Origin of the sequence: Agrobacterium sp. P15N1-A, assembly GCF_044626815.1 — a bacterium.
Lineage (GTDB): Bacteria > Pseudomonadota > Alphaproteobacteria > Rhizobiales > Rhizobiaceae > Agrobacterium > Agrobacterium leguminum.
The window spans coordinates 83,315-109,718 of sequence record NZ_JBIUPF010000008.1 but is presented as its reverse complement, the minus strand read 5'-3'; the positions used below and the strand labels follow the sequence as shown (position 1 = coordinate 109,718).

Annotated in this window: 26 protein-coding genes; 10 read left to right on the top strand and 16 right to left on the bottom strand. The window is 61.3% G+C overall.

Annotation, left to right across the window (positions count from 1 at the left end):
- Positions 1-22: 22 nt before the first annotated feature.
- Positions 23-4,642 carry a Ti-type conjugative transfer relaxase TraA gene (traA, locus tag ACIK7D_RS23440; RefSeq protein ID WP_400157523.1) on the bottom strand — a complete coding sequence of 1,540 codons (4,620 nt, stop codon included), beginning with the start codon at positions 4,640-4,642 and terminating at the stop codon, positions 23-25.
- A 221-nt stretch (positions 4,643-4,863) separates the two neighbouring features.
- On the opposite strand from traA, the gene ACIK7D_RS23435 reads away from it, so the two are divergent.
- The 3 genes from ACIK7D_RS23435 to traG are packed head-to-tail and all read left to right on the top strand — an operon-like array spanning position 4,864 to position 7,290.
- The gene (locus tag ACIK7D_RS23435) at positions 4,864-5,151 is read left to right on the top strand and encodes a TraC family protein (protein ID WP_400157522.1); all 288 of its coding nucleotides are present in this window, start codon (positions 4,864-4,866) and stop codon (positions 5,149-5,151) included.
- Complete coding sequence (locus ACIK7D_RS23430) at positions 5,141-5,374, top strand: conjugal transfer protein TraD (RefSeq protein ID WP_400157521.1); 234 nt, start codon at positions 5,141-5,143, stop codon at positions 5,372-5,374. The genes ACIK7D_RS23435 and ACIK7D_RS23430 overlap by 11 nt, the downstream gene beginning before the upstream one ends.
- Positions 5,371-7,290 (top strand): Ti-type conjugative transfer system protein TraG, encoded by a 1,920-nt coding sequence (gene traG, locus ACIK7D_RS23425; protein WP_400157520.1) that lies wholly within the window; start codon positions 5,371-5,373, stop codon positions 7,288-7,290. Before ACIK7D_RS23430 ends, traG begins: the two co-directional genes overlap by 4 nt.
- 4 nt (positions 7,291-7,294) lie before the next feature.
- On the opposite strand, the gene ACIK7D_RS23420 is transcribed toward traG, so the two are convergent.
- Positions 7,295-7,444: a hypothetical protein gene (locus tag ACIK7D_RS23420; protein ID WP_400157519.1), complete on the bottom strand. Its 150-nt coding sequence runs from the start codon at positions 7,442-7,444 to the stop codon at positions 7,295-7,297.
- Between the two features lie 164 nt (positions 7,445-7,608).
- Positions 7,609-8,007: a hypothetical protein gene (locus ACIK7D_RS23415; RefSeq protein WP_400157518.1), complete on the bottom strand. Its 399-nt coding sequence runs from the start codon at positions 8,005-8,007 to the stop codon at positions 7,609-7,611.
- 366 nt (positions 8,008-8,373) lie between these two features.
- On the opposite strand from ACIK7D_RS23415, the gene ACIK7D_RS23410 reads away from it, so the two are divergent.
- The gene (locus ACIK7D_RS23410) at positions 8,374-8,712 is read left to right on the top strand and encodes a WGR domain-containing protein (RefSeq protein ID WP_400157695.1); all 339 of its coding nucleotides are present in this window, start codon (positions 8,374-8,376) and stop codon (positions 8,710-8,712) included.
- Positions 8,713-8,852: 140 nt separating this feature from the next.
- On the opposite strand, the gene ACIK7D_RS23405 is transcribed toward ACIK7D_RS23410, so the two are convergent.
- From ACIK7D_RS23405 to ACIK7D_RS23390, 4 genes are all read right to left on the bottom strand, one after another.
- On the bottom strand, positions 8,853-9,020 hold the full coding sequence (locus ACIK7D_RS23405) for a hypothetical protein (RefSeq protein ID WP_400157517.1): 168 nt from the start codon (positions 9,018-9,020) through the stop codon (positions 8,853-8,855).
- 342 nt (positions 9,021-9,362) lie between these two features.
- A complete protein-coding gene (locus tag ACIK7D_RS23400; protein ID WP_099086584.1) occupies positions 9,363-9,686 on the bottom strand; it encodes a DUF736 family protein in 324 nt (107 codons plus the stop codon).
- 616 nt (positions 9,687-10,302) lie between these two features.
- On the bottom strand, positions 10,303-10,701 hold the full coding sequence (locus ACIK7D_RS23395; protein ID WP_400157516.1) for a type II toxin-antitoxin system VapC family toxin: 399 nt from the start codon (positions 10,699-10,701) through the stop codon (positions 10,303-10,305).
- The gene (locus tag ACIK7D_RS23390) at positions 10,698-10,964 is read right to left on the bottom strand and encodes a type II toxin-antitoxin system Phd/YefM family antitoxin (protein WP_400157515.1); all 267 of its coding nucleotides are present in this window, start codon (positions 10,962-10,964) and stop codon (positions 10,698-10,700) included. Before ACIK7D_RS23390 ends, ACIK7D_RS23395 begins: the two co-directional genes overlap by 4 nt.
- Before the next feature lie 204 nt (positions 10,965-11,168).
- Here ACIK7D_RS23390 and ACIK7D_RS23385 point away from each other — a divergent pair, with 204 nt between their 5' ends.
- The 5 genes from ACIK7D_RS23385 (at position 11,169) to ACIK7D_RS23365 (ending at position 13,799) form a co-directional block, all read left to right on the top strand.
- Positions 11,169-11,714: a peroxiredoxin gene (locus tag ACIK7D_RS23385; protein WP_400157694.1), complete on the top strand. Its 546-nt coding sequence runs from the start codon at positions 11,169-11,171 to the stop codon at positions 11,712-11,714.
- 41 nt (positions 11,715-11,755) lie between these two features.
- Complete coding sequence (locus ACIK7D_RS23380; RefSeq protein ID WP_400157514.1) at positions 11,756-12,340, top strand: nucleotidyltransferase family protein; 585 nt, start codon at positions 11,756-11,758, stop codon at positions 12,338-12,340.
- 76 nt (positions 12,341-12,416) lie between these two features.
- Entirely contained in the window at positions 12,417-12,902 is a 486-nt protein-coding gene (locus ACIK7D_RS23375; RefSeq protein ID WP_400157513.1) for an antitoxin Xre/MbcA/ParS toxin-binding domain-containing protein, read from the top strand.
- Entirely contained in the window at positions 12,899-13,408 is a 510-nt protein-coding gene (locus ACIK7D_RS23370; protein WP_400157512.1) for an RES family NAD+ phosphorylase, read from the top strand. Before ACIK7D_RS23375 ends, ACIK7D_RS23370 begins: the two co-directional genes overlap by 4 nt.
- Before the next feature lie 85 nt (positions 13,409-13,493).
- On the top strand, positions 13,494-13,799 hold the full coding sequence (locus ACIK7D_RS23365) for an HU family DNA-binding protein (RefSeq protein WP_400157511.1): 306 nt from the start codon (positions 13,494-13,496) through the stop codon (positions 13,797-13,799).
- Positions 13,800-13,849: 50 nt separating this feature from the next.
- Here the strand turns inward: ACIK7D_RS23365 and ACIK7D_RS23360 are convergent, their stop codons facing one another.
- The 6 genes from ACIK7D_RS23360 to ACIK7D_RS23335 form a co-directional block, all read right to left on the bottom strand.
- Positions 13,850-14,791 (bottom strand): DUF2493 domain-containing protein, encoded by a 942-nt coding sequence (locus tag ACIK7D_RS23360; protein ID WP_400157510.1) that lies wholly within the window; start codon positions 14,789-14,791, stop codon positions 13,850-13,852.
- A 377-nt stretch (positions 14,792-15,168) separates the two neighbouring features.
- Positions 15,169-16,206: a toprim domain-containing protein gene (locus tag ACIK7D_RS23355; protein ID WP_400157509.1), complete on the bottom strand. Its 1,038-nt coding sequence runs from the start codon at positions 16,204-16,206 to the stop codon at positions 15,169-15,171.
- A 4-nt stretch (positions 16,207-16,210) separates the two neighbouring features.
- Positions 16,211-20,647, bottom strand: coding sequence for a strawberry notch-like NTP hydrolase domain-containing protein (locus ACIK7D_RS23350; protein WP_400157508.1), 4,437 nt, complete (start codon positions 20,645-20,647; stop codon positions 16,211-16,213).
- A 98-nt stretch (positions 20,648-20,745) separates the two neighbouring features.
- The gene (locus ACIK7D_RS23345) at positions 20,746-21,090 is read right to left on the bottom strand and encodes a hypothetical protein (protein WP_400157507.1); all 345 of its coding nucleotides are present in this window, start codon (positions 21,088-21,090) and stop codon (positions 20,746-20,748) included.
- A 147-nt stretch (positions 21,091-21,237) separates the two neighbouring features.
- Positions 21,238-21,582 carry a hypothetical protein gene (locus ACIK7D_RS23340; RefSeq protein ID WP_400157506.1) on the bottom strand — a complete coding sequence of 115 codons (345 nt, stop codon included), beginning with the start codon at positions 21,580-21,582 and terminating at the stop codon, positions 21,238-21,240.
- Positions 21,566-21,880, bottom strand: coding sequence for a DUF6117 family protein (locus ACIK7D_RS23335; protein WP_400157505.1), 315 nt, complete (start codon positions 21,878-21,880; stop codon positions 21,566-21,568). Before ACIK7D_RS23335 ends, ACIK7D_RS23340 begins: the two co-directional genes overlap by 17 nt.
- A 251-nt stretch (positions 21,881-22,131) precedes the next feature.
- Between ACIK7D_RS23335 and ACIK7D_RS23330 the strand changes: the two genes are divergently transcribed.
- Complete coding sequence (locus ACIK7D_RS23330; protein WP_400157504.1) at positions 22,132-23,322, top strand: DUF1173 domain-containing protein; 1,191 nt, start codon at positions 22,132-22,134, stop codon at positions 23,320-23,322.
- Positions 23,323-23,359: 37 nt separating this feature from the next.
- Here the strand turns inward: ACIK7D_RS23330 and ACIK7D_RS23325 are convergent, their stop codons facing one another.
- The 3 genes from ACIK7D_RS23325 to ACIK7D_RS23315 all read right to left on the bottom strand — a co-directional run bounded on the left by ACIK7D_RS23325 (position 23,360) and on the right by ACIK7D_RS23315 (position 26,211).
- Positions 23,360-24,361, bottom strand: a complete 1,002-nt coding sequence (locus tag ACIK7D_RS23325; protein WP_400157503.1) for a hypothetical protein — start codon at positions 24,359-24,361, stop codon at positions 23,360-23,362.
- A gap of 84 nt (positions 24,362-24,445) precedes the next feature.
- Positions 24,446-25,636: a DUF932 domain-containing protein gene (locus tag ACIK7D_RS23320; RefSeq protein WP_400157502.1), complete on the bottom strand. Its 1,191-nt coding sequence runs from the start codon at positions 25,634-25,636 to the stop codon at positions 24,446-24,448.
- A gap of 152 nt (positions 25,637-25,788) precedes the next feature.
- Positions 25,789-26,211 carry an antirestriction protein gene (locus tag ACIK7D_RS23315; protein WP_400157501.1) on the bottom strand — a complete coding sequence of 141 codons (423 nt, stop codon included), beginning with the start codon at positions 26,209-26,211 and terminating at the stop codon, positions 25,789-25,791.
- Between the last annotated feature and the right edge of the window lie 193 nt (positions 26,212-26,404).

Below are 26,404 nucleotides of genomic sequence, written 5' to 3'. Positions count from 1 at the left end.
CAAAGTCGTTCTTCAAAAATGTTCAGCGGATCACGCCCCGGGCGCGGTCGAGAACCCGCCGTTGGCGTTCAGCCACGACTTCCTGGCTGGCCTGCATGCGGACAGTCTGCTGCACGATCTTCAGCCGTTCTTGCATGGCCTCGAACGCACGGCGTTGCGCCGGCGCTACGCGATTGATGACGTCCTTCTCACCGCGCAGGAGGGCGTTTCGACCGAAGCGATCATCAAGCGCCCGACTGACCTCGACGAACTCCCGGCGGATGGCGGGATCGAGCGAGCCAGCGGTGACTTCGAGCTTGGCATCCTTTTTCTTCATCGCCGCTGAGAGTTCTCGCAACGCCTCTTCGGCAGAAACCGACAGGCCAGGAATGGCGATGCTCATGCGTCGACGCTCCTCGAGAATCGCCAGTGTCTCGGTCTCTAGAGACGTGGCATAGGACGCACCCAACGACCGGACGCGGCTTTCGGCTTCCGAAACGGCTTGAAGTGCGTCCTTTCGCTCACGCCCGCCCGCCAGCAACTTGTCCATGATGCGATCGGAGCCGCGCAAGGCGCCATAGGCTGCGGGATCGTTGGCGACAGCCGCCGCGATCCGATCGCCCGCGAAGCCCTTCAGGATCAGCGCCTCGATCTTGGCAACAGTGCCGGCAGGATCGCGCCAGAGACGCGCCGCCGTTTCGACAAGTGCCGCACGATTGTGAGCGTAGTGCGCAACAGCCCTCGCCCGCTCCCGTGCCTCGTCCTCGACAAGCGTTTTGAACTCCGTCACGGCGGCGAGCATCGGCAACACGGGCATGGTCCCCCTTCCCGGCTCGACGCTGGCGCCGGCCACGATCTTTGAGCGATCCTTCCTCTCGGCAAGATGCTGTTCCTCGGCAAAGCGGCGCACGACGGCAAACAGGCGCGCCAGTTTCTCGCGATGGTCAGGAGCAAGATCCTCCGGCATGCGCTCGATCATATTTCGCTCTGCTATGGTATCTGCCTTGTCGGTGAAGGCGGACCAGCCGAAGCGCGCCGTCAGCGCATCGTTTACCGCCTTGAGCTCCTGAACCAGCAGGCGATCTACGACGGCGTAGGTGAAGGCCGTCTTGTAGGCATCCTGCCCGCCGCGTTCGCGCACGGCTTCGATCTCGACGAGGCGCGCCATTGTCTGTTTCGAAAGCGCGGGAACCGACAAGGACATATGCGCGCGGCGCTGTTCCTCACGAATGCCAAAGCGTTCGGCTTGGCGGCGGAACTCTGTTGCATGGGCACGCGCCAGCGGCAGAAGTTCCGAGAGCGCGGACATCGCCGCATCGCGCTCGGTGCGGGCCGCGCGGCCGTCGGCCAGAAGCTCCGATCCACGCAAGCGACCGAGACGCTGCGGCGAGGCCGTAAGGACGTCGGCGAGCTTGCGCGGCTCGATCCGCGCATCGGAGCCAAGCACATTCAGCCTGGCGAGCGCGCCATCGGGATCGCGATAGATCTTTTGCAGGACCGGACGAAGGATCGCCTCCCGCTCCTTCCAGCGATCCGATGCAAGCTGGCCGCGGCGTGCCTCCTCTTCGACGCTTCGGGAAAACAATGTCGTCGGCGCAATCAGATATTTTCCGTTCACCGGGATTTGTACAGAAAGGGTCTCGGCGCGCTCTTCATTGTAGGACACGCGCTTTTCACGCTCGATCGCGAAGCCCAGCGCCACGCTGGCCCGCTCCCAAAGCTTTGCCACCTTCTCGCGCTTCTCTGCCAGCCACGCCAGCCGCCGGACAGCGCCCTCCTCCATTCCGGCCGCGACCGCAGCAGCCAAGTCGATGCCGCGCCGACGGGCAAAATCGCGGGCATGCGCCTGGTAGCCGGCCTCGCTCTCGAAATCGAGTGTGGTCGTCTTGGCGCCGGACCGACCAAGACGCTCCACGAGCTGTTTGAACAAGTCCGGCCGGTGGCTCTCGCGCTCGATCCGCGCGTGACGGACATCGGCCGTTTCCTTGAGTTCCGCGGTCCAGACATTCCGGTCGACCGTCCGTTCCTCGAAACTCTTATTTCCCGTGTTCTCATCGACGACAGGCACGGTGACCTTGACCCGTTCGACTCGGTCCTTGCGCAGCGCCACCGTGTCACCTTCCGAGACGCCGCCCTCTTCCAGCGCCTTCGGCAGACTCACGCCCCAGAGGCGATGGACTGCCCCGTCATCGGTCTTGATGTCAGCATAGGGGCTTTCGTCGGCATCCTCATCCTGCGGCCGGAACTTTGCCATCCCGGTCTCGACCAGATCGCCGATGACGCCGGCCGCATAATCGACACGGGATTTTCCACCCCATTCCGGTTTCGGCTGAAAATCCTCGCGCGCCGCATAGAGATCGGCCCGATCCCGATGCCTTGTCATCGACACATAGGTCAGATGCTGGTCCATCATGCCGGTGGCGAGCACAAAGGTCCGGTCGACGGTCGACCCTTGAGATTTGTGGATCGTCGCTGCATAGCCGTGGTCGACATTGCGGTAGCTGTTTTCGCTAATGACGACGTCGCGGCCATTGTCCAGACGGACCGACAGCAAAGGGTCACCGCGTTTGTCGCCGGTGGAAACGACCGTGCCAAGCATCCCGTTCTTCACATATTGCGGCCCGAGCTTCTGCGCCCGCGGTTCAAGGAAACGGGCGTTTTCGAGGAAGATGATGCGATCGGTGACGGCGAATTCCCGAACGCCGCGCTCGGTCTGGAATTCTCGCGCGTTCGTCAGCGCGCCCTCCCTGTTCATGACGGTGCGCAGGGATCCGTTGAGCCGGTTCACATCGTCGTTGGTGTGGGCGAGCACGAGCAACTCGTCGCCCCGCAACCGGCCGTCGTCACCCGCCGCGCGCGAACACGCGATGGCTTCTTTGCGCGCCGCACTCCAATCCGCAACGATACGCTCGATGATATCGGCTCGGTGCTCCGCTTCGAAGATGCGACTGTGCTGCGCATAGACATCGAGCCCATCCTCGACCTTGCCGCGGGCAAAGAACCGCGACGCATCGCGTGCCCATGCGTCCCGCTGGCGACGGACGCCGGCAAGTTCGGCAAAACCGGTTCGTTCCGATATGGCTCGGAAAGCAGCACCCGCCTGGATCGGCTGAAGCTGCATCGCGTCGCCGACCAGAACCACCTTCGCGCCAGCCTCCTCGGCTACCTTGAGCACGCGCGCCATCTGCTGCGACGAGACCATTCCGGCCTCATCGACAACGAAGATGTCGCCACGACCGAGTAGACCGCGACCGGTCTCCCAAGAGAGCTCCCACGATGCGAGCGTTCGCGATTTGATGCCGGAACTGTCCTCCAGCCCCTCGGCCGCCTTGCCGGCAAGAGCCGCGCCGAAGACGCGATGATTTCCGCTTTCCCAGGCGACGCGCGCGGCGGCGAGCAGCGTCGACTTGCCCGCGCCGGCTAGACCGACGATCGCCGCGATGCCATTGTCGCCGGTGACATGACGGACGGCCTCCACCTGTTCACGATCGAGCGTGAACGACTTTTCCGGGTCAGCCGTTTCGACAGAACGAACCGCCGCCGCAATCCGGCCCTCGCCGATGCCAAAACCTTTGCGCTGCGACAGGATTTCCGCCGACCGCGCCATGTCGTATTCGAGCCGCAGGATATCGCGGGTGGTGAAGACCGCAGGCTCGCTAACCTTGCCAGTCTGCCGGTCAGCCTGTTGTGGCTTCAGGAGCACGAGATCGTCGGACGCCATCAGCCGCGCGCGAATGTTTGCGAAATCGCTGGGATCGTCGACATAGCGATGCAGCGCCTTGGCAAAGTCCTTTTCATCGAAGGTCGAGCGCTCGTTACCGAGCTGCTTTAGGAGGAGCGCCGGGTCGGCCAGCAGCCGGTCGGCCATCTCCTGCCGGCGGGCGAGGTCGGCCGGCGCGAAATACATCTCGACGCCCTTGCGGGCGAGCGCTGCTTTCTCTGGTCCGAGATGCTTTTGAGCAATACCGTCGAGTCCTTGCTCGGCATAGGATCGCCCGTCGAGAAGGATATCATGGCCGGCAAGCGCCAGATGCCGGTTGGCCGTATCCGCCCAGGCGATCTTCCAGTGCTTCATGGTTTCCTTGTCGCCGGCCCAAAGCTTGTAGACGATTTTACCGTTCGGCCGGTCGGGCGTGACGACGCGGAGCGCCTCACCGTCGGCGCCGAGCACCGGCACCTTCTTCTGCCCGAACCCCTCGTCCGTCAGCGGACGCAGAGTCGTCATAAGATGGATATGCGGATTGCCTTGCCTGTCATGATAAACCCAGTCGGTGATCATCCCCTTCGAGGTCAGATTGTCTCGCACGAATTCCCGGACAAGCGCGATGTTCTCCGCCCGCGTCAGCTCCTCCGGCAGCGCGATGATCAGTTCGCGGGCAAGCTGCGCGTCTGCACGTGTTTCAAAGGCATCGACGGCATTCCAAAGCGCCTCGCTCGCGCCGGTGACCGTCTTCCCGTCGATGGTGGTGCGCAGCCAGGCCGGAACCTGGTCCGGCAAGGCCAGCTCTTCATGCTTCAGTTCAGCCGCCCCGCCACGATAGCTAAAGGAGGTTCCGGCCTGATCATCCATCATCCTTGCGCGGTGACGGTAGGCGGCGGCCGAGATGATACTGCGTCCCGCTCCCCTGCTGATCACCTGCGCTCTGACGAACATGATCGCCACTGTCGTCTCCAGACCTCTCGAGCACGTCGCGCCAGCGACGTATATTGCGCCCTCAAATCGATCGGCCTGACAAGGCCGATGCCGCTTTTCCGGAAGACGGCCCAAGCCGGAATTCCGGCGTCGATGTTTTTGGACTTGTGCAAGGTAGCTTATTTGACTACTATTTTCTAGTCAGTTAAATGACAAAACAGCAATTTTCGAGTATCTGAAAGGCCTTTGCGATGGCAACCAAATCGGCAATTCTGGACATAGACGCTCAAATCGAGAAGCTTCGGGAGCGCAAGAAAACTTTGATAGTAAAATCCGCCGATCGTTTCGCGCGCGCTGCGACGAAGTCGGGGCTGGCGGAAATGGAGATCGCTGATGAGGAGGTCGATCGCATCTTCGAAGAGATCGCAGCGCGATTTCGCAAGGGTGAGAAGAAAGGGCCTACTCGCGCATCTTCTCCGCCGGCTGGACAGCCAGGTGGTGGGGCTGGAGCGGAGACGGAGGTTTCTCATGACAGCTGACCGCAAGAGGGAGGCGAGAGACAAGTTTCTGCTCGGCGGCATCGTCATCCGGGCCGGACTGTCGAAGGCAGACCGCGCCTTCCTGCTCGGCGGATTGCTCGAGCTTGCGAGGATTGCACCGAGTTCAGCCGAGCATCGGCGGCTTCGGGGGATCGGTGAGGAGGCTTTCAAGGTCCCGATGCTGGAGGGTGGCACGCCGCTCATGGTCGAGGCGGCAGAATGACAATCAGGGCAAAGTCGCATCCAAGCCTGTTGCTCATACTCGTGCCGGTCACAGTCACAGCGTTTGCGGCCTATGTCGTCGGCTGGCGTTGGCCGGAACTCGCTGCGGGCATGACGGGGAAAACCCAATATTGGTTTCTCCGAGCATCTCCCGTGCCGGTTCTTTTGTTCGGACCACTGGCAGGGCTTCTGACCGTCTGGGCTTTGCCGTTGCATCGGCGAAAGCCGATCGCTATGACAACCCTCATCTGCTTTTTATCCGTCGCCGGCTTTTATGGGCTTCGAGAGTTCGGCCGGCTGTCACCGTCCGTAGAGAGCGGCGCGGTGACGTGGAGCCAGGCGCTGTCGTTCATTGATATGGTAGCAGTCGTCGCGGCCGTCGTCGGCTTCATGGCGACGGCGGCATCCGCACGCTTCTCGACGGTGGTCTCCGAACCGGTGAAGCGCGCCAAGCGTGGCACCTTCGGAGATGCGGACTGGCTCTCCATGTCCGCGGCGGGCCGGCTCTTTCCCGACGAGGGCGAGATTGTCGTAGGCGAGCGCTATCGTGTCGACAGGGAAATCGTTCATGAACTGCCCTTCGATCCAAAGGATCCCTCGACGTGGGGACAAGGCGGCAAGGCCCCACTGCTCACCTACCGCCAAGATTTCGATTCCACTCACATGCTGTTTTTCGCGGGGTCGGGTGGGTACAAAACCACGAGCAACGTGATCCCGACTGCCCTTCGATATTCCGGACCGCTGATTTGTCTCGATCCGTCCACCGAGGTCGCGCCGATAGTCGTCGAGCATCGGCGGGAGAAACTCGGACGTCAGGTGATGGTGCTCGACCCGACAAACCCGATCATGGGCTTCAACGTGCTTGATGGCATCGAGACCTCCAAGCAGAAAGAACAGGACATTGTCGGCATCGCCCACATGCTGTTGTCGGAAAGCGTGCGCTTCGAATCGTCGACCGGGTCCTACTTCCAATCGCAGGCACACAATCTTCTGACCGGCCTTCTGGCGCATGTAATGCTCTCGCCCGAATATGCAGGACGACGAAACCTGCGCAGTCTTCGTCAGATCGTCTCCGAGCCGGAGACCTCGGTTCTCGCAATGCTCCGCGACGTGCAGCAGAATTCGGCATCGAAGTTCATCAGCGAAACGCTTGGCGTGTTCGTCAACATGACCGAGCAGACGTTCTCGGGCGTCTATTCGACCGCGTCGAAGGATACGCAGTGGCTGTCGCTCGACAATTATGCGGCCCTGGTGTGTGGCAATACGTTCAAACCCAGCGATCTCATCGGCGGCAAAATAGACGTGTTTCTCAATATCCCCGCTTCGATCCTGCGTTCCTATCCTGGGATCGGCCGTGTCATCGTTGGCTCGCTGATCAATGCCATGATCGAGGCTGACGGCGCGTTTCAGCGTCGGGCGCTGTTCATGTTGGATGAGGTCGACCTTCTCGGCTACATGCGCGTTCTCGAAGAGGCGCGCGACCGCGGTCGCAAGTATGGCGTCAGCATGATGCTTCTCTACCAGTCCGTCGGCCAACTTGAACGGCATTTTGGAAAGGACGGCGCGGTCTCCTGGATCGACGGTTGCGCGTTCGCGAGCTACGCCGCGATCAAAGCGTTGGAGACGGCGCGCAACGTCTCGGCTCAATGTGGGGAGATGACCGTCGAGGTGAAAGGTAGTTCCCGCAACATTGGATGGGACACGAAGAATAGCGCATCGCGTAAATCGGAGAGCGTCAATTTCCAGCGCCGACCGCTGATCATGCCGCATGAGATCACACAGTCGATGAGGAAGGACGAGCAGATCATCGTCGTCCAGGGCCACAGTCCGATCCGTTGCGGCAGGGCGATCTATTTCAGGAGAAAGGACATGGACACGCAGGCCAAACCCAACAGGTTCGCCAAGCTGAGACCTTAACGGCTCAGGCGTTTTCGTGCGCGTCGTATTCGGCTTCTGTCGGCCATTTCGTTTCCTTCATGACAGTCAGAGCCGCGTCGATTGCCTTGCGCGCCTCGATGAGGTCGTAGCGCCGGTTTGACGGATCGGCATACGATGCGACCGTTAAAACCACCTTGCAACCTTTCCAGCGCGGATGACACGTGCTCCTGGATGGAGTTTGTCGCTGCCGCCGCTTCTTCAATGGATGCCATCTGATACTCCTCGTTGGAGATGGTGCGATCTTTCGAACATAGCCCGACCGACCAGTGAAAGCGAGCCGAACTCTTCGCTGATTGATCAGCCGCGGTCACCGCGGCGGAACCGTGCGGACGTTTCTTGGAGGCCGGGCGGCGTGATCCAGTCGAGAAAGATCGTGTATCCGATGGAGAAGCCGGCGAAACCGAAGGTCATCAGAATGAAGGCCCAGAACGGCATACCGTTCGCTGCCTCGGGCTTGACGAAGGCTGCAATCGAGAGCGGCACCATGACCATTGCCGCCAGCATCGCCATCCCGGTGAACGGGCGAAACATGCTGAGGATGTAGAAGGTGAGACACCATGCGGTGTAGAGCGTCGCCGTCGTCAGCCCGCGGACAATCCGGAAGAGAAGTCGCGCGACTGCAGGATACGCTCGCCGGGTGCTGCGGGGCTCCGTCGCCTCGGACTCGATTTCGGCGGCCGGCGGTTTTGTCGGCATTGCGGTCTCCATCGATAGAGGAATTGCGGTCACAGGAGATTCTAGACCGAAGCCGCGGGCTAGGGCAAGAACGAGGTTGATGGAGTGGTGCCGGAGGATACGGCGACTATGACAATGGTGCCGGGCCATAAAATGCTTGAGGGAGCATGGCCGACGCGGTTGGTGCAACGCGCGAGGAGGGACCGCTGGGGTGGCGGCCAGTCGATGCGGTTTGCCCGCGAGAGTGATCGTTACCGAGGGCCGAGACGACAGCGTCGGCTCGGGGAGCGACGGCACGGCGCGAGTAGAGCACGGTCGGCCACTGGCCGGCTCGCCCGAACACTGTCCGCGCCGACAGCCATGACATCACAACCAGAGATCACGAAAATGAATCGATGCAGGCGTTTCGATTCAAAACTGTCGTTGGACCGGGGTTCCATGATCGGCGATTCTTGGGCCATGCTCGCTCAACACTACCAACTCTATATCGAACGCACGGACCCAACCAGGAACATGGCGCGTTATTATGCGCTCTCGATCGAAACGACCTTGTTCGGCACTTTCTGTTTGACTCGGCGATGGGGCCGCATCGGTTCCAGCGGACAATCAATCGAACATCACTTCGACGGGGAAATGGAGGCCGTCGCTATGTTTCTCGATCTCCTATGCCGGAAACGGGCCCGCGGCTACAGTCTGAGGACGATCAGGCATCAACGCATCTGTTGACGAACGCTACGGCTGGCGCTGCCCTGCAGGCTGGATACATGGGAGGGGCAGAGCTGTTCATTGATACGCGCAACGGCATTGGAGCCGAGCTCGCCGGTCGATCCGGCGAGCCCGGCTTGGCGTCGCGGTAAGCGCCTCCCTCAAAAGGGAGGCTTCTGATCCCGCAGATCCTGCGTCAGTTCGTCGATCCAGATATTGAGCTCGGCAACCGCAGCTTCCAGCTCCGCCTCTATTTCGCGACGCTCCTCGAGGTCCCAGCAGTTCCTGAGTTCAGCGCGCAATTCTTCAATGTGATGTTCCAACGTCATCTTCGTCTCCTTGATAGTGTGAAAGATGACGCCCGAGGTCGTGAGGATCGGGCCGGGTCAAGGATCGCGGCACGCGACCGCCGGAGGCGGCGAGCGGAGGAACCGATTTTCTGACGGCGCCCTTCAGGGCGCCGGCTGAAAATTGGAGGGGCCGCGATGTCCTTGAGGCGGCGCGATGCTCACGGCAGACTTGGCGCTCTGAGCAGACAGGGTTTGGTTTCGTGTGGCACCAAGAGAAATGATCGCGGGCTCGATGCCCGCGATCATTTCAGCCAATTGTTCCGGCGGGCTGGCCGCACACGCTAGAGCCGGCCCCGATCGCTCGGGGCCGATGCTCGCCGTTCAGTTCGGGTTGTTCCAGAGAATCACCTTCTTGCTCGGATCGCCGCCCGGTGCTTGGGCGAGGTTGCCGAAGATCACGCCGATCTCGGGCGCTTCCAGCTTCACCGAGAGGTATTCCTCGCCGGTCTGGCGGGCTATGCGGTTCCAGCCTGCGCCGATCTCGAAGCCGGTCTTGCGGTGGATGACGCGGTAGTCGGGGGCTTCCTCGCTAGCCTTGCTGGCGTTCGGGATGATGGCGATCGGGGCGTTGACCCGGATGGTGGCGAAGACGCCTTCGAGGATGCCGTCGGTCTTCTGCGTCAGGGTTGCGATCGTGGTGGCCATGGTTTTGTCTCCTTCGGTTGCTCGGGACCATTTCCCGATGGCGCACGAAGAGACGGCCGATCTGCTGCGGTCAGCTCGGACAAAAATTTTGCGAAATTCTATTTTCCGCCAGAGGAGAACAACCAAAATTGAATTTCGCAAAAATTTTGGCCGAGTCTTACCCCTTCAGGGGTTGGCCGCAAAAGCAGGCGGTCGTCTATACGAGCGACATAAATTCGGGAATGGTTCGGGGCAACTGAAGGGTGCGTTAACCCATGGCTGCCCGGCTCAGCGCTGCGGGAAGTTGGCGTCGCGCCTCATGAGCGCTTCGCCGCCATCCGGGTCAATGTCGCGCCCTCGCCTGGTCTCAACTGAACATGCGGACGAGCACGCCTCCCACCAACATCACACATTGCGTGTCCGCGCGGTCGGCACGGTGACCGCACCGCGGCTCTCAGACTGTTTGCAATATCGGATGATGCGGCTCGCGTGGAGTATCGACTCCGGGCTTTCGACCATTCGCCTGGCAGCACCCGGCCGTCTGAGCGGTCCTTATCCGCCCGGGACACCGCTATAGGCAAGCGACCCGCCCAGCCGATCGGGGCCGGCTTCATCGTCAGATTCAAACCCGCGAAAATCACAAGGCGACAAGATCCGAGCACGTGACGAACGGAATACCGTAAAGCGCAACATTCCGATCCTGCGACACGAAATGTGCGCCCTCCGCCGCGGCCTGCGCCATGAGGAGATGATCGAAGGGATCGCGGTGATGAAGCGGAAGACCAGCAAGAGCGACGAGGTGAGCATCTGTGATTTCCAGCCGATCGAATCCCTGATCCGGCAAGACCGCAAGAATCTCTTCTATATCGGCGTCGAGCTTGCCGATCCGCAGCTTCACGGTGATCTCCCAAAGGGAGACAACACTGACAAGAACGTCGTTCTCAGGATCGCCGATAAGGCCACGCGCATGGCTGCCTAGCTTCGCGTCGTCGTTCAACCACCACAACAAGGCATGCGTATCGAGGAGAAGCCTCACGCCTCGTCTTCCATCGCGGCCAGGACGTTCGCCGGCAAGCTGTCGAAGTCTTCGGCAACTTTGATCTTGCCGCGCAACGCGCCGGGTTTGCGAGCCACAATGTCTTTTGATGGTGGCCCGATTTCCGCAACGACTTTATGATGGGAGGTGAGAACAAACCGCTGGCCATCCTCAACCTGCTTGAGGAAAGACGTAAGATTGCCGCGAAACTCCCGCACGCCGACACGGCGGGGAGAAGGTGTCTGTGGCCGGGACTGAGGCATTGAGAGGCTCCGTTTGAGGGAGAAATGTGTACACAATTCCTCAAAAATGCAAGGGATTCTTTGGCAAGGTGAGGAATGGCGCTTTCGAATGGGATGCGCCAACAGGAGATGTTGCGGGCATCGCAAAACTTTCTATTCTGCGACGTAGCAAAAGTCCGTGAACGAGTGTCGTTTAACGGGGATTTTCGCGACGGGATAGGTGAGATGGGAACGGAAGCTCAAATGATTCCGATAGATGACGGAAAAGCGGCGCACCTTACAGGCATGTCTATGCCCAGTATGTTGTTGCCCGCGACTGATGGCACGAACGTCAATCTCTCCGAAGGTGGTCCAACCGTCGTCTACGCCTATCCCCGCACGAGTCCGTCCACTGGCGGCGCAATCGAAGGATGGGATTCCATACCCGGCACTCGTGGCTGCACACCGCAATCTTGCGCATTTCGCGATCACTTTGCCGAGTTGCGAGCGCTTGGCATTGAGCGCGTATTCGGCCTTTCAACTCAAGAAACAGAGTATCAAAGGGAAGCTGTTGAGCGCCTTCATCTCCCCTTCTCTTTATTGTCAGATGTTTCCTTGAGTTTGACTCACGCTCTCAATCTTCCCGTATTCGAGGCTGGGGGGATGACGCTTCTCAAGCGGCTAACCCTGATCGTTGCGAACGGTAAGGTCGAGCACGTGTTCTATCCCGTGTTTCCGCCTGACCAAAACGCGGCGGACGTCATTGCGTGGCTTTCGTCGCGTAAAGCCTGAGTTTGTCCCGGAACCAGGCGCAGAGGAAATGGGGAAAGCGGGTGTCCACCGAAATAGCAAACTTTGAAGCGATTGTTCTTTCAAATCCCCTGGTACGAGCGGTTTGGGATGAATGGGAGAGACTTGATCTCCCCGAATGTTGGCTAGTTGCCGGCTGCCTGGCTCAGACCGTATGGAACAAGCGATTTGGCTTTCCGCTCGAACATGCCATCTCCGATCTTGACCTGGTATATTTCGACCCCGACGACGTCTCGGCCGAGAGCGAAGAGCAGCATGGCGAACGAATCCGGAAGATGCTTGCGCATCTACCCGTCTGGATTGATGTGAAGAACGAGGCGCGCGTTCATTTTTGGTATGAGGAGAAATTCGGCTATCCGATTGAACCTTACTCTTCCATGGAAGATGCGATCGATACGTTTCCCACAACAGCAACGGCGGTGGGCATCCGTCCTTCAGGGGCGGGGGCCGAGGTCTACGCGCCGTTCGGCCTTGGTGATCTCCTTAGCGGGATAGTCAGGGCGAACCAGACGCAGATCACCCGCGAAATATTTGAAGCGAAAGTTTCGAAGTGGCTTGATCGATGGCCCGATCTGACAGTGATTCCTTGGGATTATCCCAAGGCGTAACGCAAGTCGTATCGGTACTTGAAACGATCGGCGACAGATGTCATATTTAGAGCGACAGATGACACAGGAGACCGTGATGGCCGTCGCAGCAAAAGCACCTTCTTCAATCACACGCGGCGGGGAACTGCAAAAGATCGAGGCCCTACTTGGTGGCGCTCGAGTGCTGTCGCGCCGGTTGACCACGGCGCTCGACGCACATGAATTGCTTCTAGTCGGACTGCCGGCCTCTGCAGTCGATCACCTCGTCGGAAGCCTGGTCTTTATCGGTAAGACCGAATCCCTCGAGAAGGCAGTTGGTATGAGCCTCAGGACTTGGCAACGCCGAAAGGACGCGCCGTCAAAGCCACTGAGCCCGGAGCAGAGCGGCCGGGCATGGAAGTTCGCCGAAATCCTGTCGAAGGCGACGGATGTGCTGGGAACGCAGGCGGAAGCAGAGCAATGGCTGGAGCGTCCGGCCATCGGGCTCGATCAGCGCCGCCCGATCGACCTGCTCGGGACGCCCGCTGGCGTCGAGCTGGTCGAGGACTATCTGGAACGGCTCGAATATGGCGTCTACGCATGACGCCTTTGCCGATTGCGCTTGGGGGCTCCGAGCTGATCGCATGGCGGCTCGACCAGGCCGCTTATGCCCCGACATGGGATAGCGGTGAAGGCGCTTATCGTGTCGGCGGTCGCTGGAACAGCAAGGGTGTACGGGCTATCTACTGCTCCATCGACCCGTCCACGGCGATCCTTGAGGTCGCAGTCCACAAGGGTTTTCGCGCGCTCGATACAATCCCGCATATCCTGACGGCCGCTGTCATCGCCGACACCGCCGCGGTGCATGTCGTCGATCCGGCCACCGTTCCCAATCCGAACTGGCTTCGGCCCGGTATTCCGAGCGCCGGTCAGCAAGCGTTCGGCGACGACCTGTTGCGGCAGCATCGCTTTGTCGCAATCCCAAGCGCGGTCTCCACGCACAGCTGGAACCTGATCTTTGTCGCGAGCCAGGCGGCCGGCAGCTATTCGCTGAAGTTCCAGGAGACCTTCGCCCTTGATACCCGTCTGCACCCACCGGCGGCCGTCTAATCACCAGAACCTGTGGAAAGGTGGCTAAGGCAGCCGCTAACAAGGTACGAACCCCGTGACAGCGGGCTGTCCGGGTGGAAAGGCTTTGGTTACTAGAGGAAAGGAACTTCATATGACCACGACCAATGAAATCGCAGACAAGATCGCCGCCGAACACAGCCTGACCAAGGCTCAAGGCAAAGCTATCGTTGAAGCAGTATTTTCCGCCATCACCTCCGCTGCAACGTCCGGTGCGGAAACGTCCATCCCCGGCTTTGGCAAGTTTAAGGTGAAGGACGCACCGGAGCGCGAAGCGCGCAATCCGGCAACCGGGGCGATGATCAAGGTCGCCGCACAGAAAAAGGTTGCCTTCACTCCGGCGAAGGCGCTCAAGGACGCGCTGAACAAGTAGTCTCGGGCAAAAGACAAGGGCGAGATGGCATCCTGCGAAGACGATGGCGCTCACGCGCCATCTCCTTTGAGCTCCCAGACATTGATGCCGAGCCGGCGCGCCTTGTCGCGCAGATTGTCGGTGATGCCGGAACCGGGAAAGACGATGACGCCTGATGGCATGACCGAAAGCATGTCGTCGTTGCGGCGAAACGGGGCAGCCTTGGCGTGCTTGTTCCAGTCGGGTTTGAAGGCGATCTGGGTGACTTTGCGGGCCTCGGCCCAGCAGGCGGCGATGCGTTCGGCGCCTTTGGGCGAGCCGCCATGCAGCAGGATCATGTCCGAGTGCTTGGCATGGGCCTTGTCGAGCGCGGCCCAGATCCGGTCGTGATCATTGTAGTCCATGCCGCCACCGAAGGCGATCTTGGTCCCGGCCGGGACAAGCACCGTGTTTTCGGCGTGCCGGCGGGCAGACAGGAAATCTCTGCTGTCGATCATCGCCGCCGTCATGTTGGCGTGGTTGACCTTGGAACCGGCGCGCGGTCGCCATGCCGAACCGGTCTGGGCTTCGAAGAGATCGGCTGCATAGTCGCGCATGAACTCGAATGCGTTGCGGCGTTCGAGAAGCGTGATGCCCTCGACGACATGGCGCTCAAGCTCGACGCTTTTCACCTCAGAGCCGTCCTGCTCGCGCTGGCCGGTGCGCTGGGCGTCCTCATTGCGCTGAAGTTCGCGCTGGATACGCTCGCCGGCGCGGTGGAAGAGATTGACCGTCGACCAGAGTAGGTCTTCGAGATCAGGCTCCAGCCGCGTGTCGCCGAGCATTTCGAACATCGCCGAGAACATCGCGGTCAGCGCCGACTGGACCATTGGCTCCTCGGGCAGCGGGCGGGGATCCGCCTCGTCCTGAAACGGCCGGTAGCCAAAGACCTGCATCTCGTAGATGACGCGGTCTGTCGGGGAAGACGCGTGTTCGGGTTCGAAGGTGTCGTCGATGGGAAGGGTAAGGTTCATGATGGTCTCCGTCGGTTTGGGCCGCGCCTCTTGCGGCCTGACGGCGATCCCTGTCCAGGCGGCGGGCAGGCCGGAACCGCGAGCGCAGCGAAGCGGCCCAGCGCAGCGCCGGGCGGTTGAGGGAGGGTTTCTTGGGCCGCGAGGAGCGCCGGCTGCCGCATCGGCCCGAAACCGGGAACCGGTTTTCGGAACAGCCGATGCGGTCTAAAAAGCCGGCGCGGGGAAGAAACCCGACCGACCCGCTGAAGGCCAGGCAGCCGACTGGTAAGGGTCGCCTCTCGGCAGGCCCGCAGGCGCGCCCCACCAGGACAGAGACCGACAGGACCGGCCTTGCCAGCCACGCCCGGGCCCCGTCCAGCATCCCCTTCTCGGCCGCACTACGGGGGAAGAAAGAGCGAGGCATCTTCCGGTGCGAGTTGGGCCCGAAGATTTGCGATGAGCCGGTCCGGTCCAAGCCGGCGCAGATCCTCGTTGAAGTCGCCGAGATCCGGGGTGAGCACAAGCGGCAGGATGCCGAGCCCCTGCACCCGGTGGCTCAGTCCCTCCATCCCATGCCGGCCGGCGGCATCCGCGTCGGCGGCTACGTAGAGACGCAGACACCCGGCTGGCGGCCGGAAGGCGGCAAGGTGATTGGCCGTCAGTGCCGAGACCACAGGCATGTCGGGCATCACATGCGAGAGCGACAACATGCTTTCGAGCCCCTCGCCTGCCGCCATGACCGGCACGGGGCCATCAACGGGAAAGCGGAACCGCACGGCGTTGCCGAGCAGCCCACCTAGTGCACGGCGGGGATCCTCGACCCGAGCTTTGCCGTCACCGTCCGGATCGAGCCAGGTGCGATGCACGCCCGTGACGGTGCCCGCCTGGTCGGTCACTGCTGCGATCAGCGCGGGATAACTGCGGGTTTCACCGCTGACGAGATCGCAATAATAGCAGGACGGGTGGAAGCGGAGCGAGGAATGCAGAGAGGCGCGCAGGATGCCGCGCTGACGCAGATAGCTGTCGGCCAGCGTGCCAGCGAGCGGCTGCGCCATTTGGAACAGGCGTCTCGCACGTTCAGCTGCCGGTCTTTCAACCGGCTGGCTATCGAGCTTATCATCCCTGCCGGAAGGGACCTGGCTGACCCGTGGTTCGTTCAGGAAACGCCGCGCCTCATCTGCAACATCGCGAAAGTCGATCAGTCCGCAGGTCTCCCGCACGAGGTCGAGCAGGTCGCCATATTGAGCGGTCGCCGCATCTGCCCACCGCCCCGCTCGCGGGCCCGTGAGATGAACGTAGAGAGACTTTCCTTTGTTGTTGGCGGTATCGCCGACGATCCAATACCTGCCGGCCCTGCGGCCAGCGGAGAGGTAATGGCGGCAGACCGCCTCGGCATCGCGCGCCAGACGGTCTGAAAGTTCGGAAGCTGACAGCATGGGGTCAGCTCCGGCCGGCGACATCGATGATACGATGCCGTTCAATGAGGCGCGACAACACGGCCTGTCCGTCATTCGAGGCCGGGATGAAGAACCGAACCTTCCAGGCGATCATCTCGGAGAAAAGGCCGATCGATCTCAGCCTCTCGCGCATCCCATCGGTGAAGCCGGCAAGCTCGATGCGATAGTCGTTCATCACCCGAACGCGTCGCAGCGTCATATTGCCCGCGAGTGCCACGACCGCGGAACCACTGAGCAGCAATTGCCACACCTCTTCGACGCTCACAACTTCTGTCTGTTCGAGCCCGAAATTCCGGCAAAGCCTGGAAAGCCCTTCCGACGAGATCAAGCGGCCGACGATCCGCTCGCCCTCGTCGGTCTCAAGCCGATAGACCCGGCAATAATCCTGCGGCAGCAGTTTCCAGATCGGCAAGAGGAGGCCAGAGACGACGTCCATCGTCGAAATAGAGAACTCGGGGAGATCGGCGACTTCTGAGCTCCAGGCAGCGGAAAAGCCCTGCTCGTCCACTTCTTCCCAGTTGGTTTCCTCGAGCTGGCGCAGCTCGAAACGGATTTCGTCCATCGGCCGGATGAGCGCCACGCGCGGCTGGACCGAGCCGTCGTCAAGCATGATCGATCGCGTCGGGATTTGCACGGCAGCGCGGCCGGATTTGCCGTTGATCATCAGCTTTGCCCGTGGGTCGCGCTGGACGAGTTCAAGGGCGTCGGCAATCTGCATCGGCTGATTGCGATCCATGCGTTCGATGGTCAACAGATGCGACTGGGCGCCTGTAACGGGATGCGTGTAAACCAATCGCCTTTCTTTCACCGTCATGCGATCGGCGACCAGCGTCTCGAGGCCCTTGTCATAGACGCCGGCTGCGATCGCGCCCTCGATGCGGGCGGCCAGCAATTGCTCGAAGGCGTCGAACAGCAGGTTCTGCATTTCAATCGTGAGCGCGAGCATGCGGTTGAGGAAGGTATGGATCGGCGGCAACTCGTCCTTCAGACCCCCCTCCTCCGCGCTGAGCGAAAGACCGGTGATCGCCTCGAATTTTTCGAGCGAGCATCCCACGACGCCGCCACTGTAGATCAGCTTGTAGAACTGGCGCAGCGCATCGCGGGCATACTGGGATTCAAGATTATCCTCCGAGCGGAACATCCCCTGCCCGCCTGTCTGACGTTGCCCGCGGGTGATGGCGCCGAGCGTATCGAGACGCCGGGCAATTGTCGATAGGAAGCGACGCTCGGCCTTGACGTTGGTGGCAATCATGCGGAAGCGCGGAGGCTGCGCCTGGTTTGTACGATGGCTTCGCCCGAGACCCTGGATCGCCACGTCGGCCCGCCAGCCGGCTTCGAGGAGGTTGTGAAGGCGCAGGCGCTGGTTCTTCGCACCGAGATCGGCATGATATGACCGTCCCGTACCACCGGCTTCGGAGAAGATCAGGATCGGCTTCTCGTCGTCCATGAAGGCGCGGGTCTCGTCGAGATTGGCGCTGCCCGGCCGGCTTTCAACAGTGAAGCGGTCGATCGGGCCGCCGTCGTTGCGGCGCACGATGCGGCGCGTGCGGCCGGTGATCTCAGCCACTTGGGTACTGCCGAAGTGCTGGACGATTTGGTCGAGCGCGGTCGGGATCGCCGGCAGGCTGCCAAGACGTTCGAGCAACGCATCCCGGCGAGCGACAGCTTCCCGGCACATGACGGGGTTGCCGTCGGCGTCATAAACCGGCCGCGACAGGAGATTGCCCTCAGTGTCGGAATATTCCTCGAAAAGCTGGGTCGGGAAGGAGTGGTTGAGATATTCCGCGACGATCTCGCGCGGCGTGACATCAACCTGGATATCGCCCCACTCCTCTGTCGGTATTTCCGCGAGCCGGCGTTCGGTCAGGGATTGGCCGGTCGAAATGATCTGGACGATCGCTGCATGACCCTCCGCCACGTCCCTGGTCGTCGCGTCGATCAACGCCGGCGTCTTCATGGATGTCAGCAGATGATTGAAGAAGCGCTGCTTCGAGCTTTCGAAGGCCGAGCGGGCGGCGGCTTTGGCGTTTTTGTTGAGCGTTCCCTTGCTACTGCTGATACCGGAGGCTTCGAGCGCGGCGTTCAGATTGTTGTGAATGACCTGGAACGCTTCGGCATAGGAATCGTAGATGCGAACCTGTTCCTCGGTCAGCTCGTGTTCGAGGATGTCATATTCTACACCCTCGAAGGACAGGGACCGGGAAGCGTAGAGGCCCATGGCCTTGAGATCACGAGCGAGCACTTCCATGGTCGCAACGCCGCCGTCCTCGATCGCGGCGATGAACTCCGATCGCGTCGAGAAGGGGAAATCCGTGCCGCCCCAAAGGCCAAGGCGTTCGGCATAACCCAACGACTCGACCTCGGACGCGCCGGTCGCCGAAACATAGACGACACGGGCATCGGGGAGAGCACGCTGCAGGCGCAGACCGGCACGGCCCTGCTGCGAGGCTGCCTTTTCGCCGCGCTCCGACTTGCCGCCCGCCGCGTTGGCCATCGAATGACCCTCATCAAAGACAATCGCCCCATCGAAATCACCTCCCAGCCAATCGACGATCTGCTGGACGCGCGATCGCTTGCCCTCGCGCTCGTCGGTCCGCAGCGTCGCAAAGGTGACGAAGAGGATTCCCTCGTCGAGCTTGATCGGCTTGCCCTGGCGGAAACGTGACAGCGGCGTCACAAGCAGCTTCTCTTGGCCGAGCGCGCTCCAGTCGCGCTGGGCGTCCTCGATCAGTGTCTCGGATTTGGAAATCCACAAATGGCGGCGGCGACCCTTGAGCCAATTGTCGAGGATGATACCGGCAGCCTGCCGACCTTTGCCTGCACCTGTGCCATCCCCCAAAAACCAGCCCCGGCGAAATTGGACAGAGCCCTCATCCTCCGGTTTGACGGCTTTGAGGTTGTCGTAACTGGCGTCAACGGACCAGTGACCGGCGAGGTAACCCGAATGGGCCTCGCCGGCATAGATCACGCTTTCAAGCTGCGCGTCTGAAAGGTCGCCGCTGGTGATGACGCACTTCGGCAGATGCGGCCGATAGCTCGGCTTGGGCGGTGCGACCGATGCCATGGCGACGGATTCGACGAGCTTGTCCGGATGCGGTTTTGCGTCGGGAATGCGGATCGCCTGCAGCCGGTAAGGCTCGTAGATGCCCTCAGTGACGTCGCAGCGGGTCGTCGCTGCCGCATCGCAGAGTTCGTAGGAGAGTTCGACCACGACATCATCGACGCGTGGGGATAGTGAGGAAACAGGGCGCGGTGCGCGAGTAGCGGAGAGAGGACGCACGATTGGTGCTGATACGGTAGCGTGCCGCAGTGTAGATGTGTTTCGGGCGGCCATCTTCGCCGCGCTAGCGCAGGCGGTTTCGTTGAAAGGAGCGCCGATCGATTGTGACGCGGACGTCGGCGAGCGAGGCGGCAGGCTCGACGTCCACGACAGCAAGGTCTCGAGATCAGGGGCGATGCCATGCGAGGCGATGAGGCGCGTCGGATCGGCGGAGGCGATCTTGTCGATCACGGTCAGGCGGGTCTCCATCGTCGTGCCGTGCCGGCCATAAACGGAGCCATCGATCGCGCCGCTGAACAGGACCGTGCCACGCTCCTGCAGACGGACGAAAGCGTCGCGCCATGTGAGATTGTCGGGAGAGAGACTTGTGCCGGAGATCGCAACCAGTCGTCCGCCGGGGGCAAGCCGTGCGAAGGCGGAGGCGAGATGACGCCATGCGGCGTCTGCGATACGGCCTTCGACATGAACGCCGGCGGAAAACGGCGGATTCATCAAAACGACGGTCGGGCGGATAGAACGATCGAGATAGTCATCGATTTGGGCGGCATCATGCTGCGATACGGCCGACCCGGGGAAGAGCAACTGCAGAAGACCGTGCCGGAGGGGCGCATATTCGTTGAGAGACAGTCGCGCACGTGCGAGTTCGGCGAAGATTGCCATCAGCCCGGTCCCGGCGGAGGGTTCGAGCACGGTATCATCAGCCACGATGCCGGCCGCGCGGGCCGCGATATAAGCCAATGGTACCGGCGTCGAAAATTGCTGGAGTTGCTGGCTTTCCTCGGAGCGCCTCGTGTGAGTCGGGATCAAACCCGCCACCCTGGTCAGCATCGCCAGCAGTGACTGCGGTGCAATTGCGCGGGTGGCGATCGCTTCACCGAACTTGCGCAGAAACAGGACCTGCGCCACTTCGGTCCCCTCGTAGGCGTCTTTCCATGACCACAAGCCTTCTGCATCCGAGCCGCCGAAGGTGTCCGTCAGAACAGTGCGAAGATCGGCTGCGCCGATGAGCTGGCCATGTTCTAGAGACTTCAGAAGCACTTCACCGGAACGGAAGATTTTGTCTGCTCGGCTGGCGATATCGGCGGGAGCAAGGAGCGTGTTGGTAGTTGCGTTTGCGATGTGGGAAGGGGCGATGTTCATGGGAAACCCTGTCGAGAGCGGGAAAGGACTGGCCCGCCCGGACGCTCTCCAAGCCCCGGCAGACCGCCCTTTTCCGGCCCCTCTCTCCCTCCAAGCGATCAAGGCGGAGGGCGTCCGGCTTCAGCCGGCGCGAGTTTCAACTTTCCGAATGCCGTAACGCCAGCCAGCGATACCTCGTGCACGACGGCGTTGACGCCGGCTGCGATCCATTCGGCCGCTTCCTCGGCCGACAACTCATGGACATGGACAAAATTTCGCTCGGCCGTCGTGCGCTGGCTCTCGAAGGCGCCGCGGTCCTCGAAGGCGTAGAGGGTATCGCCCGGGCCGTCCCAACAGACGATGGCGAAACAGACGGGCCGAACGATCTGGGAACGGAAATTGAGAAATACTGGTGCGATCGGCGCAGAAGCCGGGTTGGGGCAGTCGAGTGCGGGCATGGTCATGATGCTCTCCTGAAAACGCGAAAAGGCCCGGCACTCTTCGGAGCACCGGGCCTGGTTAGAAGGAAGATTGGAGGTGCTCCCAGCGTCAGCCGCGACCGAAGAGCGGACCTTCGAGAAAGACCTCGTCGAGATCGACTTCGAGAAGCTTCAGGTCAGGCCGTCGACAGCGACGCATTCGTTGATCCAGTTGAGATCGCCCTTGCCGTGCCGGCCGAACCGCTCGGAAGGCACGTAGACGATCGTGAAATGCGGATACTCGCTGCCATCCGGCGCGACATGGACAAAGGGTCCTTCAAGCCCGATCACCGTTCCGCCCGTGCCGTACGACGTGCGGATCACCGTGCCGGGATGGACGAGTGCAGCGACATCCGGCGCACCGGGAGCTGTCGAACGATAATGGCCGGGGTCGGGCGCCCCGAGCTCTGCCGCGTAGAGGGAGTGTGCGAGATAGTTCGGCTGTTCTCCTGGCCGGGGTTTACGCCTGATCCGCATTGCTCTCTCCCTTGTCCTCGGCGGCTAGCAAGCGGCTTTCGGATCGAGCCTGAGCCGGCACCAGAAAGCCTTGAGGGTTGTCAGGATCGGGCGGCAAATAAGCGTCGTACGGGTTGCCGTCGGCAAGGTGTCCAAACGGTGTGAACACCCGGTCTATCCCGTCGTGCCCGACAGCGCACAGGACATAACGAGGTTCGCTTGTCCGGGAATCCAGGCATTCCATCAGGGCGAGGTTACCGTCTGCGGCTGCGCGCAAGAGGGTGTGGAAATTGGTCCTGGCATGGTCGGGTATTGTCATTTTATCCTCCTGGCGGAATAAGCCTGGCATGCGCCGGGCGAAGGGTTTCTCAATCCCGGTGACTGTCAATTTCACCACCGGAAGGTGTGAGAGATCTCGCATCGGGCGACATGGCGCTCACACATGCCGCTCAACGGCGAAGGCTCGGATTCAGGCTGAAGTCGCTGAGATCGCAGCGCTTTACTGACTATTTTTAGATAGTAAAATACGTCGTAGTCGCGTAGCTTCGAAATCCGAACGGGAGAGCAGAAGTGCGAACATTCACAATCGATGGTCGGGTGGTGGAAGAGGCGTCGCCTGAATTGCGTGCATTCCTTCCACAGGCCTACGAGCAACGGCTTCGCCCGATGTGCATGTGCAAAGAACCGTCCGTCCCGATGTACATCGCCAAGGTCGAAGACTTGTATGTCATCAAGCGAATGCCGCTATCTGGACGCGATCATGATTCAGCATGCCCCTCCTATGAGCCTCCTTACGAGCTTTCGGGCCTGGGGCCGCTTATGGGAAACGCTATCCAGATCGACGCCAACGGCAAGGCCGACCTGAAACTGGATTTCTCGCTGACGAAGCGCGGGCCCCGCGCGGCACCCGGTGCGGTAAGCGAACCTTCCGAACACGGCATTCGCAGCGAACCAAAGAAATTGTCGTTACGGGCAATGCTGCATTATCTCTGGGAGGCGGGCGAACTGACGGAATGGCGTTCGACCTGGGCCGGCAGACGCGGCTGGGGCCGGGTACGAACAAGCCTTCTGAACGCGGCCGCGCAAATGACGGCCAGGGGCACGACTTTGGCCGACATGCTCTTCGTGCCGGAGGTATTTCATGCCGAAGACAAGGATGGGATCGCCGCCCGGCGCGCCGCGGTGCTCAAGGGCGTGCAGGCAGCCGGTTCGGGTCCTCGCAAGCTGATGATGATCGTGGCGGAAGTGAAGGAGTTTTCCCCCGCGCGTGAGGGGCAGAGGGTCGTCGTGCGGCACACGCCTTTTCCGCTGATGATCGAGGAGAGCGCATGGCGGCGGCTCGCCGCCCGCCATGAAGTCGAGCTTGAACTGTGGCGCTCGAACGAGGCATTCCATCTGATCGTCATCGCCACCTTCGGCGTCTCGGCCGCCGGCATTGCGGCGATCGAAGAGGTATCGCTGATGGTGGTCAACGAGCACTGGCTGCCCTTCGAGGATACCCACGAGCTGCGGCTTCTGGAGAAGCTCGGTCACCTCAAGCGAAAGAGCGTCAAAGGCTTGCGGTTCAACCTGCCACGCGATGCGCCCATCGTGTCGGTGACGCTGCCGGAGCAGAAACCGGCTCCAGTCGCCATGTTCATCGTTCCGCCGAGCGCCGGAGAGGATTATGAACAGGCGCTTGCGGAGATGATCGAGACGAGGCCGGAGATCACGCCCTGGGTCTGGCGGGTTGCGGAGGGCGAAATCCCGCGGCTTCCCTGATCCGCGAGCGACACGGCTCGGCCGCCAACGCCTTCCTTCAACGGTCGACGTGACATGGCGCCGGGTCGGAGCTCGGCCTATGTCGCGCGACGACATCCTGCCGATGGCGCCTGACGGCCGCCATCACGTCTTCACGGAGCTCTTCAGGTTCGCCTTTGCGGGACGCCGCGTCCTCGGACCAGCACAGGGTCTCGACAAACGCCGGCGCGAAATCGAAATCGAAGGCGAACCCCTCTTTCTCAAGCTCTTCGCAGATGTCGTCATAGACGGCGAGTGCGAGGGGCACGATCTCGCGGACATGGGACCGCATCTCCTGCCATCCGATAGCATCCCAGAGGTCCGACATCCGGGCGATAGTATCCGGAACCGGCCGTTCATCCTGATGCAGACCACGAAAATAAAGCATCGCCTCCCAGAGGCAAAGAGCCGTCTCGATCTCCTTTACCGTGAATAGATCGCTTGCAGCGCTACCGGCCGGAGCGCCGTTGTCCCGGCAAGGAGGAACAGCCGATGTGGCAGCCGGGAGGGCCTTGTCCTGAAGTCTAAACCGGCCGAGAATATCCTCACTCGTGGCGTGATGGATGGCCCTGGCGGTGATCAGCGAGACGCCGGCGCCAAAACTCTCCGGACGTTGCGAGGGGTGGTTTGTCCATTGGATTACCGCGACCTCGTCCAGATCCGGTGATCGCGCGACGATGCCCTGCACCACGAACTGCCACGGGAAATGGCTAAGGTCGACGTCGACCATGACATCGTCCTCGACCACTTTGCCGCCTGCCGGCAGAAGAGCGAGGACACGGTCGGCGATGAAGACGTTGACCGGGTCCCCGGCGTTCTTCGCTGAGGCACCAAACGCAGCGACCAGCTCGCCGCGCCTCACACGGATCGGATTGGTCGGTCCGACATCCGTGAATAGGACAAGACCCTCTTCGGTCTCGCTGCACTCGAGCACATTGGTGAGGATCAGCATTTCGAGCTGGCTGATGTCTGCCAGCGGAATGGGCGGATGGCTGTAAATCCTGGTTTCGAGCGTGGTCATGATGTTTCCTTTCCGTGAACAGGAAACCCGGCGCGGCCGCCGGGCGATGAAAGGGACGGATGACGATGGGCAGTAGGGACGCAGTCAGGCGGCGCTTTCGAGCAGTTTCTTCGCCTTGGCTTCAAGTTCGAGCCGGGTGTCCTGATGCGACTTTGCCCGCGCAAGGGCGGTAATGCCCTGCACAAAGTCGAAAATCGACTCCGGTGGTCTTCTCTCCTCGGAAAGAACGGTTTCGATGATCTTGCCGGTTTCGGCCTTGGAGAAGCCACGCCTGCGCAGAAAGTCCGAGCGATCTTCCTCGTTTCGGGCGACAATGCGTTCACGGGCGGCGCGAATGCCGGCAATGAACGGTGCGGGCGAGGAGTTGGCGAAGTTCGTCAGCGCTGGGGCGGCTTCGTGGGCGAAGCGCTGGGCAGCGAACTTCGAGTGACGGATGGTGATTTCCTCGAAATTTTCGGTACCCCAGAGATTCCTGTTGGCGCACACGGCACGCAGGTAGAAACTGGCAATTCCGAGCGTTTTCGAGCCGACCTCGCTGTTCCAGGCATAGAAGCCACGGAAATACAAATCAGGCTCGCCGTTCGGCAATCGTCCCGCTTCGATCGGGTGAGTGTCATCGCAGAGAAAGACGAATACGTCGCGATCGCTGGCGTACAACGTGGTCGTATCCTTCGTGATATCGACGAAAGGATTGTGGGTCATCGTGGACCAGTCGAGCAGACCGGGAACCTTCCAGATCGTATCGCCTGTGCCGTTGCCAGCAATATTCATGATGGCCGAGATCAAATCCCTATCCCAGATGCGCCCGTATTCAGGACCGGTCACCGCACGCAACTCCACGCGACCGTCGTCCATCTCGAGCGTCTTGACCATTTCGGCGTTATGATTGAGCAGCCCGTGCTGCAGATTGATCGCCGCCAGAGGTGCTGGCAACTGACGCATGTAGCCCGCAGGTGCACCAACCAGGCTGCAGAGCTGACCGTAACTCCAGTGCGTAGGCGCGACTGGCTCGCGCCCGCCGGGAACGACCAGGGACAGGCGTTCGGCGTTGTCGCGGGTGGCCTCGACGCGGATCTCGGACGTCTCGACTGTGCGAACGCGAGCGCGTTCAGTCCTGGCGCTGACGGCACGATGCAGATCCGAAAGTGACAGATAACGCTCGTCATCGGGACGCGAAAACCATTCTGACGAAACGCGGCCGACGCGTTCACCGCGGGATATATCGACTTTGAATCCGGCCGATGTCGGTCGGGGGTTAGAAATCATACTGTTCATGATGAAGTCTCCTGAAACGAAAGAGCCCGGCGGACCGCTCTTGCGACGACCGGGCTGGTGGGATGGAGGATGAAGTGCGGCGGCAAGACCCGACAGGGCAGTGCGGTCAGGAAAGACAAACGCGCCGCCCGAGGGCGAGCCCGGGCAACTGGTCAATCGATCGCCTGAAAGATCTCCGCGGCCTCAGTGTGCTCGGCCGCATAGGCGTAGAGGCGGCCGTAGCCATCCGAGAGTTGCTCGGATTGATACTGGAAGGAGAGATGCGAGAAGGCAAACAGCGTGGCGATAATCCCGGTAGCCTCCGCCGAGACTTCCCCCTGAAACCCGGTGATCTCGCCGGTTATCCGGTAACGCGATTTGGATCTCGGAGCCAGAAACAGCGGCTTGTCGTCGTGTTCGTAGAAATCCCAGAACCCGCCACCATAATCGAGGGGGCTGAGCCGCTCCATGAGGCTGTAGACCGCGTTCTCGCCGATGATCAGGAGCGAGCGCCCGAACAGCGCGGGAAGAAATTCCAGGCGGCGCTCGTCGGAGACAATGGAAGCAGTTTGGGGTGTGAGTTCGGATATCGACATCGATCTTTCTCCAGAGAGGAAACATCATTCTGGCCGGACACCCTCTCTCCACCGCCCGGTTCGCCCCTCTCCCCGGCCCTACTCTTCCTTTTTGGCTGGCCGCAGCCGCCCCCTTCTTCTGTTGCACGCAGGAAGGAGGTCGGCCTGAGTTGAGTGGAAAGCGGACCGGGTTCGAAGGTCAGAGGGATCGGAA